We start from the raw sequence: 14,117 nt of genomic DNA, 5'->3' as shown, positions 1-14,117 counted from the left end.
GGAGACTGAACGCATCGGAAGAGCAAGAAAAGACACAAAAAAAAGGCTTCCGGCCTGCTGCCCTACGGCGGCGGATCGGAAGCCTTCTTGTCATACAAAGATGCGGTTGAGAGGACTCGAACCTCCACGGGGGGTTAGCCCACACGGACCTGAACCGTGCGCGTCTGCCAATTCCGCCACAACCGCATAATTTAATGTCCTTTCATAGCGACAAGTAGTAATATACCATATACACAGCAGGCTTGCAAGCATTTTGATTAAAAAAAATTAGCCTTCCTGTCTGAATGACAGCGAAGGCCTGCCCCGCAAGGCTTTACTCTTACTGCAGCGCCTGCTGAACCCGCATCGCGCTCTGGGATAAAATATGGCCTGCCGCCGCTGCAGATGCAGCAGCCGTCGCTTCCAGAATCTCCAAATCGGAAGCTCCCTTCGACTTCGCTTCATTGGTGTGATAGAAGGTGCACACTTCATTATTGGCAAATAAACCGACACCAAGCGCAATCAAATGTTTGGTCTTCTCATCAAGGTTCCCGGATTGAAAGGCTTGTCCGGTAAACTGATGATAGGCCTGAGCAGAGTCCGGCAGGAATTGTCCAAAATGCTCAATTTCTTTCTTATATGCCGATACTTTATCCTCGTTCATATTCATAAATGTTCATCCCTTCGTATAGAATGCCTGCACCGCAAGGCGATCTTTAATACGATGTCCAGGATTGTACATTTTTTATTCGTGCTGTTATTATTCGTGCTGTTATTATTCCTTCTGTCCCGGCGAAGAAGAATCGCGCGGCTCGTCGTAAGGGCTGTAGCTGTAGCTCCGGTCAAGCTTGACAATTTTCCGGTTGCGCTTGCGGATCAGAACATGGGCTGCATCCCAGGCAACCACGACTCCGTTAATATCATTGCTTTCCATGGCATCCCTAACCACCCGGATCCGTTCACCGGACAGCCTGTATGCATTCAACTGTTCGTCGCTGATCATTGTTCTGCCTTCCTCCTTCCTTCTCAAGTGTCAGACAACATCGCTGCAGTCCGTTTATCGGCCAAAAAAAGACCTAAATGGAAAGGCCATTTAGGTCTTGGATGACAAGAAGCAGCTGCTTCGTCTCTGACGTCCGCTGGAATTATTTCTGGTCAGCCTGCGCATGTTCTTTGCTGTCGTTCTTCTCAAACCAGAAGTCGAGCACTTTGGCAGACATAACCCGCTGTTCGATGTATCCTACCTGCTGAGGCGTAAAGTGCTCTCTCCAATTGAAAGACAGCTCTTCGCACAAGCCGGCAATGGTCAGAAGCGCAGACCAGCTCACATAACGTTTGTACCAGAAAAATTGAGGATGTTCTAGCATATAGGGATAAAGATCATCGAATTCGGTATGTTTGCAATCCAACGCTCTTTCGAACGTAACTTTGGCGGCTAGTAACTTTTCAACAAAAAACTCGGCATTTGGTTCTTTCCCCATTGTTGTTGCCTCCCCTCTCTAGCTATTCATTATTATATCGAAAAAAGCTTGACCTGCAAAGGATAGAGCAAAAATTGGTCTGCGGCCCATCCCGGTCCGGTCAGATTCTTTATTCGGCGAATTGTATAGACCCGCCTTCCAGTGAGGCGATTTTGGCCAAAGATTCTACGCGGATTCCCTGCTCACGAAGAGCCCTTGCTCCCTGCTGGAAGCACTTCTCCACCACAAGCCCGATTCCGGCCAGGCTCGCACCGGAGCGCTCGATAATCTTAATCAGCCCTTTAGCAGCATCGCCGTTTGCAATAATATCATCAATAAAGAGGACATGATCTTCCGGTTTAAGGAACTTCCGGGATAACACCAGATCGGTCACGATCCCTTTTGTAAAAGAAGGCACCCGTTCCACATAGCTGTCCGGATCAGCCAGCAGCGTCTTCTTGCGCCGGGCGAATACCAGCGGGACACCCAGTTCATAAGCTGCAGCAAAGGCAACGGCAATTCCGGAGGATTCCACAGTCACTACCCGGGTAACTCCCTCTTCCTTAAATAATGCGGCAAACGCTTTGCCCATTTCCATGGTGAGCGCCGGGTCAACCTGTTCATTCAGGATTGCGTCCAGCAGGAGCACCTGATCCGAAACGACAACTCCTTGTTCGACAATTTTCTGTTTAATCAGTTCCATATTCTAATCCTCCTACATCTATGCCGATGCTTTTCTGTAAAATACCATAATGCACAGGCGCCATCAACCCATATTTTTCATCTTTGCCGGCAGCAGTCATGTCCGAAGCGGCTCGAACATAACTTGTACTAACATGCCTTCCTGTGCCCTGACGGCCAGCTCGGATTGAGGAGGATTGACCATGAGGAACGCCGCTAAAGTATTGCAGGTTGCTTTTACTTATATCGGAACTATTGTCGGTGCCGGCTTTGCTACCGGACGGGAAATTTTGCAGTTCTTCACCCAGTATGGGAAGTGGGGGGCGCTGACGATTGGGTTGTCGACACTGTTGTTTGTCTGGCTTGGAACCAAGATGATGCTGCTCGCCCATGACATAGGGGCCGTCTCGTACGAGGATCTGAACCGGAAGCTGTTCGGCCGCAGGACAGGCTGGTGGATCAGTCTGTTCACACTGATCGTTCTGATCGGCGTAAACAGTGTCATGCTGGCCGGAGCCGGCTCTGTATTCATGGAGCACCTTGGCCTCTCCTACCAGCTGGGATTATGGATCACCCTGATCGGGACTTTCCTGCTGCTTAACAAAGGCATGGATGCGATTCTGCAGCTTAATTCCATTGTGGTGCCGCTGATGATTACCCTGTCGGTCATCATTATCAGCGCTACAATCGGCACTCCGGGCTCTGAGCGTTTCTTAAGTCTGAATACGGACAGCAGCCTGCTGCAAACCTGGGCTTCCCCTTTTATCTACAGCGCTTTTAATCTGGCCATGGCTCAAGCGGTCCTCGTACCGGTCGGAAGTAAAATCGAAAACCGCAAAGTCCTTGTGTGGGGCGGCGTAGCAGGCGGGCTCGGTATCGGGTTTATGCTGATGGCCGGTCACTTTGCCCTATCTGCGCATATGCCGGGGATTGTCCAGTTCGAAATTCCGATGGGGAATATCGCCTTTCAGCTCGGTACAGCCGTCCAGCTCATCTATGTGCTGCTGATCTTCATGGAAATCTTCAGCACGTTTGTGGCGGATATTTACGGGGTGACGCTGCAGATCCGCACGTTCTGGAACATTCCGGAACGCTGGCTGTCGCTCATCATTTTATCGATCTGTTATTTGACCAGCCAAATCGGGTTCAGTTCCCTGCTGTCTGTGCTCTATCCTTTGTTCGGCGCTCTCAGCCTTGTCTGGGCGGTCATGCTTGTCCTGTACCGGAAGCCTGAAATTATAAGATGACAGCCTGCTTCATGAATAGATCATCCTTAATAATCTCCCCCGCAAAAATAAAAGCCGGCAGCCAAAGCCGGGCACCCGACAGGTGCCTGCTTCAGCCAGCCGGCTCTATGCTTTGATTTCCAGGTACATCTTCTTCAGCTCATGCACAGCACGGTTAAGCGAATATTTCGACTTGGCCTTCTCGGAAGCAGAGCGGGCCAGCGTATACCGGTAATCCGGATCGCTGATGAGCTGTTCCAAAACGGCAGCCAGGGCAGCCGGGTTCTCCGGCGGCACGAGCATGCCGTTTACGCCATTCTCAATCTGCTCCGGAATACCGCCAACCTCGCTTCCTACCAAAGCCAGACAGCACAGTGCCGCTTCCGCAAACACCGAACCGAAAGCCTCTGCTCTTGACGGAAGAACAAAAATATCAAAGAACGGCATAAATTCTTCCGGATGCAGCGTATAGCCGTAAAAGATCGTCTCCTCGTAAATCCCAATAGACTGTGCCATCTCCTCGAGATCCTTCCGGCTTGGGCCGTCGCCAATCAGGTGCAGCACAAATGGAAGCCCTTTCTGCTTCAGCTCTGCACAAGCGCGGAGCAGGATATCCAGCCCTTTGGCCGGGACCAGGCGGCAGACGGTGACCAGCTGGGCCACTTCATTTTCATGGGCAACCGGTTTAAAGCGCTTCTCATCATAGCCGTTAGGAATGACCGTTATATTCTGCGGACGATCCACATAAGGAGCCAGATAGTCGCGGAAAGAGTTGGAAACGGTGACCAGCCGGTCCGTCCGCTGCTCCAATTCGCGGTACAGCGAAACAAGAAACCGGTGTTCCGGCCCGTTCTCCTGAATCCGCCCGTTCAAGATCAGCTCGCGTTCATAACTGGAATGCACCGTTTGGATTACAGGGACATCCGGGAACACGTCTTTCATGGCCATCCCTACAATCGGATGATGGGCATGGATAACATCGTAGCGCTTATCGACGCGCAGCTTCGTCCACCATATGTAATCCAGATAGGTTTGGACATATTTTTGCACGATCGGACTGGAAGCATATTCTCTCCAATCGAAGGTCTGAAAAACAACTTCACCGCTGCCCTTCATCCGCACTCGCTTCGGAATGGAGAACAGGTCCATTTCCCATCTTGGGGGCGTGAACCGCTCCTGCAAATAAGGAATCATGGATGATACCCCGCCTGGCTGCTCCGGAGGGAAAAATAAGGCTTGCAGCAGCTTCATGGGATGTCCCCCTTTCACATTCAGAATTCTAAACCTCGCGGATCCTCTTAAATAGCCGGATCCTGCTGTCTCCTCAAAGCCTTGCTATTCTTCATTATGCCATGCCGGCGGGTCTTCGTCATGTCCCCTTTTGTGAACAGACAACATTATGTTAAACTGCTGAAAGACAACTTGATCTGCTATTATTAAATCTTCAAAAGCTTTAGATTAGGAAAGGAATTGTTGTTTCATGCCATCTGTTTCCCTGCCTCCCGCTTACCGCAGCCAAATGATTGATATGCTTGGCAAGGAAGAAGCGGAGCGATTACTTGATACTTATACGGACGAGCGGCTCTACGGACTACGGATCAATACGCTTAAAATTGCGGCCGCTTCCTCCTCTATGAATGCGCTTAAAGAACAGTTCGAGCTCAAACCCGTTCCCTGGTGTCCGGAAGGCTATTCTTACAGCGAGGATAAGCGCCCCGGCAAACATCCGTACCATGCCGCTGGTCTCTATTATATTCAAGAGCCTTCGGCAATGTCCGCCGTCTGCCTGCTTGATCCGCAGCCGGGCGAGACCATTCTGGATCTGGCAGCAGCCCCCGGCGGCAAATCCACGCAGATCGCAGCCAGAATGCAGGGTCAGGGACTGCTGGTCTCCAACGAAATTCATCCGGCCCGGGCCAAAATCCTCTCCGAAAACATCGAACGCTGCGGCATCCGGAACGCCCTGGTGACAAATGCTGCCCCGGACGACCTGTCAGCCCGGTTCCCGCATGCGTTTGACCGGATCATGCTGGACGCCCCGTGCTCGGGGGAAGGGATGTTCCGCAAGGATGAGAGAGCCGTGGAAGAATGGTCCCCGGAAGCCGTTGAGCTTTGCGCAGCAAGACAGCGCGACATTCTGCACGAGGCTGTCAAGATGCTGAAGCCCGGGGGCGTAATGGCATACTCCACCTGCACCTTTAACCGTATGGAGAATGAGGACAACATGCGCTGGCTGCAGCAGGAATATCCGTTTATGGAGCTTGTTGAGGAGAAAAGAATCTGGCCCCACCTGCAGGCCGGTGAAGGCCACTATGTGGCGCTGCTCCGCCGCAAGCCAGGCAGCGAAGCTGCGGCCGTGCAGGAGCGTGACGAATCCGGCAGGAATGCCGGCATCCGTTCAAGGGAAGCCAAACCCTCCCGTAAGGGTAAATCGAGGGGACATGCAAAGGGCGGCAGCGAAGGCCTTCAAGCGAAGCAAACCTGCCTCGACTGGATGAAGGAGAATACGCCCGGCTTCACGGCAGAACCTGAGAGAATGACGGCCTTTGGCGAAGCGCTTTATCTGCTGCCGCAGAGCAGAGAATGGCTTCTGAGCCCGGAAATGCTCGAAGGCCTGAGAATCCCGCGCGCCGGGCTGAGGCTTGGCGTCTTCCGCAAAGGCCGGTTTGAGCCGGATCATGCGCTGGCCCTTGCGCTAACAGCCGCAGATGCGGCTGTCTCCGTCGATTTAAAGGCAGACTCCCCGGAAGCCTATGCTTATTTGAAAGGCGAGACGCTCACAGTCAGCGCCGAGCTCCGCGGCTGGACGCTGGTCACTTTGGACGGCTATCCCGTCGGATTCGGGAAATGCAGCGGCGGACAGCTCAAGAACCATTACCCCAAAGGACTGCGGCTAACAGGCGGATCAGCGGTATAAAATGCAGCAATCCTGCATGCTGCATTAACAAGCATAAGCAGCAAAAAAGCAAAGGAAACGGGCTTCAATCCCGTGTTCCTTTGCTTTTTCGCTTTTTTTACAGAACCGCGCCTTTAGGGTTCAGGCAGTATTTTTCCAATGCGGCCTTGACGCCTTCCTCATTGTTGCTCAGCGTCACGTCATTTGCGGCGGCTTTGACCTCCAGCGGGGAATTGTCCATCGCGATTCCAAGACCCGCATAGGTCAGCATGGAAATATCGTTGTAGAAATTGCCGATTGCCATGACCTGTTCACGGGCGATGCCGCGTTTCTCCGCCAGCTGCTTCAGGGCCGCGCCCTTCGAGGACTCCTTGTGCATCAGATCCACAAAATAGTCCCCGCTGCGCAGCATATTAAACTGCTGATCCCACAGGCTCCAGTCTGCCTGCACTTTATCCATCGCTTCTTTAGTGCCTGCTGCCGTTACTTTGACTACCGGCTCGTTAAATCCGGCCCAGTCCGGCAGATTTTTCGGAACAATCAGATACTGCTTGTACATATCCAGCACTTCCTGGTCCAGCTGATCCGCGCCTTCCACATACAGCTCAAACGTCGTGTTGACGTCAAAATGCACACCGTGTTCCCGGCAGTAGTCAAAATAAGGCTGAAGGCCCTTGGCATCCAGCGGAAATTCATGGATGACCGAATATGCATCCCCTTTGAAGCCGACTGTCGCGGCCCCGTTATGGGTAATAATGGAGCCTTCCAGTCCAATTTCCTTCATTAAAGGAATGGAGCTTTGAGGCGCACGCCCCGTACACAAGACGATTTCAGCCCCTTCCGCCGCTGCGGCCCGGATGATCTCCGCAGTTCCCGGCGTTAACGTATGATCATCCATCAGCAGCGTCCCGTCTACGTCCAGCGCAATCAGTTGGTATTTCATCTCTTCAACTCCTCCTCTTTGATCTATATCTAGGATAGATTCTGATGAATCGTTTGGAGCCGGCTCAGCTCCTCTTCCGTCAGTTCCCGGTAAGCGCCCTTTGGAAGCAGGGGGTCGAGCTCGAGCGTTCCCATGCGGACTCTTTTTAAATAGAGAACTTTAGAGCCGGCCGCCTCGAACATTCTCTTCACCTGGTGAAATTTGCCCTCTACAATCGTCAGCGAAATCTCGCTGTATATTTGACCGTTCTCTTCGTACTGCTTCAGAATCTCAAGCTCAGCCGGTTTGGTCACATAGCCATCGTCAAGCTCTACGCCTGCACGAAACTGCTCCGCGTGGCTGCCGCCGATTGCGCCCAGCACTTTCGCTTCATAGGTTTTGGGCACATGCTTGCGCGGAGACAGCAGCTCGTGGGAAAGCGCACCGTCATTCGTCAGCAGCAGAAGTCCTTCCGTGTCTTTATCCAGCCGCCCTACCGGAAAGGGAGCAAAGACCTTAAATTTGCCCGGGAGCAGATCAATCACCGTTCGATCCCGGTTGTCCTCGGTCGCCGACACGACGCCGGCAGGCTTGTGAAGCATGATGTAAATGAATTCCCGGTATACAACTTCTTCCCCGTCTACTTCAATCACACAGCGCGCAGGATTCACCTGCAGGCCGCTGTCTTTCACTTTCGTGCCGTCTACGGTTATGCGTCCCTGCTTGACCATTTTTTTGAGTTCAGAGCGTGTAGCGATGCCCATATGGCTCAGAATTTTGTCGAGTCTCAGTGTCTGTTTGCCTGTTTCCATCGTTATGTCCACCTCCAGCCCGGCGGGTATTCATTCTTTAGCATGCCGTCCTGCCACTTGCCCCAGCCGAGTGAATAACCGTTGACACAGACCAACACGTAGCCTTTTGGCGGTGCAGCATTCACGCAGGATAAACGTTCAGCAGAAAGCTGAAGCGTCTCCCCCTTCAGATACTTGACGGCTTCATGATCGTCCAAAGCTAAGTTCACACTGCGCAGACACTGCTCCGGCTTGAGTGCAGATGCAAGCGGCTGTCCCGGCACAAAGCGCCCGTTCTTGACAGTTCCCGCATACCAGCCGGGTCTGACGGTTTTCAGCCCATTTAAGCGTTCCGGCTCCACCGGGGATAAATACAGATTTGTCCCGAAAAAGACCGGGAATGCTGCGGATGGAACCGCATCTTCCGTTAAATGCTGCTCCGCGAACTGCTCCCAGACAGTCAGCAGCTCTCCGGAATCCGTGCCGGCGCGCTTGCCGGAAGAACGCTTGTCGCGCTTCTCCGGGCCCTGGGTCTTGCCTTTCCCTTTATGCAGCCTGGCGGCCTTGTCTTCAACTGTCCTGCCGGCAGCGGAATCTGCCTTATCCTCAGCAGCAGAAGCGTTTAGCACCCGTTCAGGTGACGCGTGGTGCCTATCCGAGCCCGCTTGGCCAGTATGGCGGAGCACCGCCACGAAATGGCCTTCACCTTCGATAAGATGCGGCCACAGCCGGCCGGTGTCCGCTGTTCGGGCAGCCGCTTCCGAGGTAAAAGCCATGCTCTCAGGCTCAATAAACTCGGCAGTCAGCCAATGTGGATGGCCTTTGGCAATCCCCCATTCCGGAGGAAGCGATACCACCTCAAACTCCGGACAGCGGGTCAGAAATTCCGCGATCTGCGCTTCATTCTCCTCCGGCGCAAAGGTGCAGGTCGAATATACAATGGTGCCTCCGGGAGCAAGCATGCCCGCAGCAGCCATTAAAATGTCCCGCTGCATCGCTGAGCACACCTCGACGGAATGCGTCTCCCACTGGCGGGCCATCGCTTCATCCTTGCGGAACATCCCTTCTCCCGAGCAGGGAGCGTCAATCAGGATTTTATTGAAGTAACCGGGAAAAGCCTCCCGAATGCGCTCCGGGGTTTCGTTCAGCACAACGGCATTCTTAATGCCGTAGAGCTCGATATTTTTCGCGAGTGCCTTCGTCCGCTGATCGCTGATGTCGTTCGTAACGAGAACGCCGCTTCCCTGCAATTTAGCCGCCAGCTGGGTAGATTTGCCGCCAGGTGCGGCACACAGATCAAGCACCCGGTCACCCGGCTGCACATTCAGCGCCTCGGCCGGCGCCATCGCACTCGGTTCCTGGATGTAGTATAAACCCGCATGGTAATAGGGATGTTTGCCTGGCTTCTGCCCTTCCTCCGTGTAGTAACCAGTACTGCACCAGGGAACGGGCTGAAGCGGGAAGGGAGAGACAGACTTAAACGCATCCGGGCTTATTTTCAGCGTATTAATCCGGATACCCGCATACCGGGGATGATCATAGGAAGCAGCAAAATCCGGGTATTCATCACCCAGCAGAGACTGCATCCGCTCCAAAAATAATGGAGGCAGCGTAACACTCATACGGACACCCTTTCAATATCAATAATTCGAATATCAATAATTCGGCGTGCCGCTCCAAGAACTCTTTCTCGACAAAATATCCCCGCAAGGCGGATCCAGGCTTGTTTAATGCCCGTCCGAACCCTGCGGGGACATAAATCTTGAAGTCGATCAACGCCCAAACCGATGGAGGTCAGAGCCTTCTTAACGGTTGTCTTTGAGAAGTCCCCGAAGCTCATGCTTCGGGCCTCGCTGGCGTCTTAGCTGCAGCGGAATATTCTTCTTCACCTGCAGAGAGGCCTCCGCCACTGCTTGAGCAAGGCCCGGCTCTACAATATCAATGGTCAAATCATAATAATCAAAAGGACGCTCTTCATCATGTGATAATTTAGCGATGTACTGCTCAACCTCGTCCCGGAGCTTACCCAGGTTGATTCCCAAGCTGTCCGGCGGGTAAACGGCAAGTTTGGACGCCGCCGAACGCAGCATCTTAAGGCTGCCTGCAAGATTGTCGTCACGCACATGAAAGAGCCCTACGGCAACCTGAAGAAGTCCTTTATATAAGGGGTCGCTGTCTTTGGAGAGCCAGAGCTCTTCCATGACTTCGTGGCATTCAAAGTAATCCCGGTCCCGGTTAAAATAGACCAGGAACGCCAGATACAGCTCGTCATACGGCATGATCGGGCTCCGGATCGATGTCTTTCTTGGCTGCACTAATTATGGCTTTCACATGATCCAGCAGCTCCTTCATGGCGTCCAGATCACGATTTTCCCATATTTGGTTGAATTTCCCCTGTGCTTCAATAGCCTCGCCGACTTTATGGTAGAAGTACAGCTGGTGAATTATTTTCAAAGTGTCAGACACGAGATTGGCGTCATCCTCAAAAGTCCGCTGCGCTATCAGAATCTCTTCGCGGATGCTGGACATTTCATTGTCCAGGACGAAGGCAGCCTCAGCGGCTTTCTTAAGCCGCAGACGCATCTCTGACGGCAGGCTGTCACGGTATTTATAATTCAAGGAATGCTCGATGGTTGCCCAGAAGTTCATCGCCAGCGTCCGGATTTGAATTTCTGCGAGCACCAGCTTTTGGCCGAAGGCCGTTTGAACCGGATATTCTACAATCATATGAAAGCTGCGGTATCCGCTATCTTTATAATTCGTAATATAATCCTTCTCATAGAGCACCTTTAAGTCCTTGCGATTGCGGATATATTGGGCAACCCGCCGGATATCCTCCACGAATTGGCACATAATCCGGATCCCGGCTATATCTTCGATTCCGGTTTCGAGATTTTCCATGGCCACATTCAGCCGTTTCGCTTTATCCAGAATGCTTGAAATTTTCTTGACCCGTCCAGTCACAAATTCAATCGGAGCATACTCTTCACGTTTCTTCAGCTCCGACCGCATCGTCTTAAATTTAACCTTCAGTTCCTCCACAGTTTGTTCATAGGGGAGGAGAAAGGTGCCCCAATCTCTACCGTCCATGTCTGTTCCTCCTGTCAGTACCGCCTGTTATCGGTGGTCGGCACCCACCGCTTCGGAAATATGCTTGAATCCGTCCCGCAGCAGAAGATCCCGTAACCCGCGGTGAAGTCTCCGATTAATTTCAGGCCCTTCATAGATAAGAGCCGTATAGATCTCAACCAGACTTGCCCCTGCCCGGATCTTCCGGTACGCATCCTCACTTGAGAAGATCCCGCCGGAGCCGATGATCGGAAGTCTGCCGCCAGTCTGGCGGTAGATCCGTCCTACGATTTCAGTTGACCGCTCCTGCAGCGGTTTGCCGCTTAAGCCTCCGGTCTCCCTCGCATGCGGATGCTGCAGCCCTTCCCGGGAAACCGTTGTATTCGTTGCGATAATGCCGGATACACCGCTGGCTGAAATCGTATCTACCATAAACTCCAGCTCTTCGTCCGTCACATCCGGCGCAATTTTGACGAGCACCGCTTTGGCCGCCCCATGGCGGCTGTTCTGCGATTCCATCTCCCCCACTACCTGCTTCAGCAGTTCGGCAAGCTCGCTTCCATGCTGCAGGTTCCTCAAATCCGGCGTGTTGGGTGAGCTGATATTCACGACAAAGAAATCCGCCTGAGGATACAGAGCCTGAATGCACTTTCTATAATCATTATACGCTTCTTCATTTGGTGTTGTTTTATTTTTCCCGATATTTACGGCAATGGGAATCGGACGGCTCTGCAGGGCAGCAAGCTTGTCCGCCATCGCCTCGGCCCCATAATTATTGAAGCCCATCCGGTTGATCAGCGCCTCATCTGGAGGAAGCCTGAACAAACGCGGCTGCTCATTTCCCGGCTGCCCCTTCGGAGTAACCGTTCCCACTTCCATAAATCCGAATCCGATCGAAGAGAAACCTTCAACGGCTTCCGCATTCTTATCAAGCCCGGCAGCCAGACCGACCGGAGATGGGAAATGAAGGCCGAACAGGTCAACTGACAGCTCCGGCGCTTCTTTAATGCCGAACAGGGACTTAAGCAAAGGTACTCCTCCCGGCATGGCAGAAACCTTATGTAATCCTCCGATTACGAGATGATGGGCCTTTTCCGGATCCAGCCTGAAAAAAACCGGTTTTCCTATATTCCGATAAAGCACTGCACTTCACTCCGTTCTATAACAGTACGCCGCAGGCGCATGAGTATCCTATTCTCAGTTTAGCGTTTTCGGCTGCAAAAGGAAAGTTATTGGCAGTGAATTCCCTTCCTATCCTCTTAACCTCTCATGGAAAAAAAGTCTGAAAGCCGTTACAATGGAAGTGTAAAACCCAGGCAGCGGATGCTGCATCAGAAGCTACATTTATGGAAGGAAGTGCTTCATATGTCCACAAAGAGAAAACCGCCAACCCTTCATCAGAAAAAGGAAGAGGTCAATAAAAAGGCGCTGATCTGGCTCGGCTCCATTCTGGGGGCCATCGTCGTCTTCTTTGCGGTGATTCTTATTCTGGTAAACTCCTGATTAATCAAGCCAATGATAGGTTTTACGGGGATTACGCTGGTCCTGACGGTCCGGAAATTCAAACCTTTTGGCCGTTCCAGGCTTCAAATCCGGCAGAATCCCCTTTCCAATTGTGACAGAAGTGCCTTTCGGAACCATATCGAATAATTCCTCCACATCAGCCTTCGCCATCCGAATGCAGCCTTTGGACTCATCCTTCCCGATGCTGTCCGGCTCGTTCGTACCGTGAATCGCGTAGTTACCGCCAGACAATGCCATTCCCCGGCTGCCGAACTCCCCGTCATCATGACCGTTTGGATGCATGACCTTCTCCGTGATCCGGAAGGTTCCTTCCGGCGTCCTGTCCCCGCCCAGTCCTACCTGATACGTGCGAAGCACCACTTTCCCGCTCACCAGGGCAAGCAAATGCCTGCTCTTGTCGATCTTGATTTCAAGCGGCTGCTGAAAAAAAGGCTCTCCCGGAGCCGCAGTCTGCTCTCCGGCAGTTACAGATGCCCCGGTCTCCGCCTTCGAAGCGGCGGACTGTCCGGTCTGACTCTTGGCCTGAGCCAGCGCGGTTTGAAAGGCCGGCCCTGCCTCCGGAGCATCTCCGGCAATCCAGTTGTTCGGATAAGGCTGGTTTAGTTCGCCAAGCTTACCCGGATAACGGCCCTCAGCCTCCTTGAACTGCTCAATCGCAGAGGACAAAACCGCCAGCAGCTCCTGTTCGCCTGTCCACTCTGCAGCCTGGCTTTTGAGAACAGAGGAGGAATCCTCAGGCGGTTCACAGCCGCAGGAAGCCGGATTCAGCGCCTGAATGGAGGTTTTACCGGAACCGGCGTCCTGCAGGACGCTGTATTCAAGCGGCAGATCCCGCTTCCACAGCAGCCAGCCATCCAAGCTTTCCATACCAAGCATGACCGTCTGAGTCTCCAGCTGACTGCCTGTTTGCTTGCTGCCTGTTTGGAGCAGGCCGGCCAGCGCCTCTGCCCGCTGCTCCGCGCTTCCTGCCGCCGCAGCTGTAAATAACGGCCCCTTCTTCTGCTTGGCCGTCCCTTGATTCCCTTTGCCGGATGGAGCGGCAGCCGAGGCTATTACAGAATCTTCCTGCCCGCCTCCGTCCGCCGCTTGTCCAACTCCAGGAGCCTCCGTCCACAGCGGGGCCGATAATACGAGCAGCAGAAGCATCAAGGCTGCAAGCGCCCTGCGCCACCGGGTCCGGCTTGCAGCTTTGCGCTTTGAAGCAGCCAGCAGCTCCGCTGCATATTCTTTCCACACCTCGTCCGGTGTCTTGCTGGATTCAAAAGCTTCATAAACATTTCCTGCTTGTATGTAACAATAATTCGCTTTGCCTTCCTGGCCGCTCTGCTCATACTCTTTCCCCAGCAGATACCAGGCCATGCGGTTATCCGGATGCATCCGGACGTATTCTTTCAAATAGGCCGAATTGCTCATCGCGTCCTCCGTAGGTTCTCTTCTTAGATTTTGGATACCGGCTTCCGCCAATTTCCTTCTTCTCCTATTATCGGCAGTATGATACCTATTCGATATACAACAAAAGCACCAGTTGCTATAACAGATAACTGCCCGTGGTTCTATAAAAACGGCCTT

General features: G+C 52.9%; 15 protein-coding genes and 1 tRNA gene. 3 read left to right on the top strand and 13 right to left on the bottom strand.

What is annotated here, in order from left to right:
- Positions 1 to 101 precede the first annotated feature (101 nt).
- From FCN15_RS13750 to FCN15_RS13730, 5 genes are all read right to left on the bottom strand, one after another.
- A tRNA-Leu gene (locus tag FCN15_RS13750) sits at positions 102 to 186 on the bottom strand.
- Positions 187 to 319: 133 nt separating this feature from the next.
- Complete coding sequence (locus tag FCN15_RS13745) at positions 320 to 649, bottom strand: carboxymuconolactone decarboxylase family protein (protein ID WP_138495564.1); 330 nt, start codon at positions 647 to 649, stop codon at positions 320 to 322.
- A gap of 105 nt (positions 650 to 754) precedes the next feature.
- A complete protein-coding gene (locus FCN15_RS13740; RefSeq protein ID WP_138495563.1) occupies positions 755 to 982 on the bottom strand; it encodes a hypothetical protein in 228 nt (75 codons plus the stop codon).
- A gap of 142 nt (positions 983 to 1,124) precedes the next feature.
- On the bottom strand, positions 1,125 to 1,460 hold the full coding sequence (locus FCN15_RS13735) for a hypothetical protein (protein WP_138495562.1): 336 nt from the start codon (positions 1,458 to 1,460) through the stop codon (positions 1,125 to 1,127).
- A gap of 109 nt (positions 1,461 to 1,569) precedes the next feature.
- Positions 1,570 to 2,142 carry a xanthine phosphoribosyltransferase gene (locus FCN15_RS13730; protein WP_138495561.1) on the bottom strand — a complete coding sequence of 191 codons (573 nt, stop codon included), beginning with the start codon at positions 2,140 to 2,142 and terminating at the stop codon, positions 1,570 to 1,572.
- 181 nt (positions 2,143 to 2,323) lie between these two features.
- Between FCN15_RS13730 and FCN15_RS13725 the strand changes: the two genes are divergently transcribed.
- A complete protein-coding gene (locus FCN15_RS13725) occupies positions 2,324 to 3,367 on the top strand; it encodes a YkvI family membrane protein (protein WP_138495560.1) in 1,044 nt (347 codons plus the stop codon).
- A 105-nt stretch (positions 3,368 to 3,472) separates the two neighbouring features.
- Here the strand turns inward: FCN15_RS13725 and FCN15_RS13720 are convergent, their stop codons facing one another.
- Positions 3,473 to 4,597 (bottom strand): glycosyltransferase family 4 protein, encoded by a 1,125-nt coding sequence (locus tag FCN15_RS13720; protein ID WP_138495559.1) that lies wholly within the window; start codon positions 4,595 to 4,597, stop codon positions 3,473 to 3,475.
- A 229-nt stretch (positions 4,598 to 4,826) separates the two neighbouring features.
- Between FCN15_RS13720 and FCN15_RS13715 the strand changes: the two genes are divergently transcribed.
- Positions 4,827 to 6,263 carry an RsmF rRNA methyltransferase first C-terminal domain-containing protein gene (locus FCN15_RS13715; protein ID WP_138495558.1) on the top strand — a complete coding sequence of 479 codons (1,437 nt, stop codon included), beginning with the start codon at positions 4,827 to 4,829 and terminating at the stop codon, positions 6,261 to 6,263.
- A 97-nt stretch (positions 6,264 to 6,360) separates the two neighbouring features.
- Here FCN15_RS13715 and FCN15_RS13710 read toward each other — a convergent pair whose 3' ends face one another.
- The 6 genes from FCN15_RS13710 to FCN15_RS13685 all read right to left on the bottom strand — a co-directional run bounded on the left by FCN15_RS13710 (position 6,361) and on the right by FCN15_RS13685 (position 12,167).
- The gene (locus FCN15_RS13710; RefSeq protein WP_138495557.1) at positions 6,361 to 7,185 is read right to left on the bottom strand and encodes a Cof-type HAD-IIB family hydrolase; all 825 of its coding nucleotides are present in this window, start codon (positions 7,183 to 7,185) and stop codon (positions 6,361 to 6,363) included.
- 29 nt (positions 7,186 to 7,214) lie between these two features.
- Complete coding sequence (locus FCN15_RS13705; protein WP_138495556.1) at positions 7,215 to 7,976, bottom strand: pseudouridine synthase; 762 nt, start codon at positions 7,974 to 7,976, stop codon at positions 7,215 to 7,217.
- Positions 7,977 to 7,978: 2 nt separating this feature from the next.
- Positions 7,979 to 9,577: an RsmB/NOP family class I SAM-dependent RNA methyltransferase gene (locus tag FCN15_RS13700; protein WP_138495555.1), complete on the bottom strand. Its 1,599-nt coding sequence runs from the start codon at positions 9,575 to 9,577 to the stop codon at positions 7,979 to 7,981.
- Between the two features lie 183 nt (positions 9,578 to 9,760).
- A complete protein-coding gene (locus tag FCN15_RS13695; protein WP_338044379.1) occupies positions 9,761 to 10,270 on the bottom strand; it encodes a DUF309 domain-containing protein in 510 nt (169 codons plus the stop codon).
- The gene (yjbM, locus tag FCN15_RS13690) at positions 10,224 to 11,045 is read right to left on the bottom strand and encodes a GTP diphosphokinase (protein ID WP_138495553.1); all 822 of its coding nucleotides are present in this window, start codon (positions 11,043 to 11,045) and stop codon (positions 10,224 to 10,226) included. Before yjbM ends, FCN15_RS13695 begins: the two co-directional genes overlap by 47 nt.
- Before the next feature lie 27 nt (positions 11,046 to 11,072).
- The gene (locus FCN15_RS13685; protein WP_138495552.1) at positions 11,073 to 12,167 is read right to left on the bottom strand and encodes a quinone-dependent dihydroorotate dehydrogenase; all 1,095 of its coding nucleotides are present in this window, start codon (positions 12,165 to 12,167) and stop codon (positions 11,073 to 11,075) included.
- Positions 12,168 to 12,389: 222 nt separating this feature from the next.
- Between FCN15_RS13685 and FCN15_RS19340 the strand changes: the two genes are divergently transcribed.
- Entirely contained in the window at positions 12,390 to 12,527 is a 138-nt protein-coding gene (locus FCN15_RS19340) for a hypothetical protein (RefSeq protein ID WP_203232143.1), read from the top strand.
- Here FCN15_RS19340 and FCN15_RS13680 read toward each other — a convergent pair whose 3' ends face one another.
- Positions 12,528 to 14,012: a L,D-transpeptidase gene (locus FCN15_RS13680; protein ID WP_238996685.1), complete on the bottom strand. Its 1,485-nt coding sequence runs from the start codon at positions 14,010 to 14,012 to the stop codon at positions 12,528 to 12,530. It lies immediately after the preceding gene.
- Positions 14,013 to 14,117: the final 105 nt, after the last annotated feature.

Origin of the sequence: Paenibacillus pinistramenti (assembly GCF_005869875.1) — a bacterium.
GTDB classification, from domain to species: Bacteria; Bacillota; Bacilli; order Paenibacillales; family Paenibacillaceae; genus Fontibacillus; species Fontibacillus pinistramenti.
This window is presented reverse-complemented; position numbering and strand designations above follow the sequence as displayed.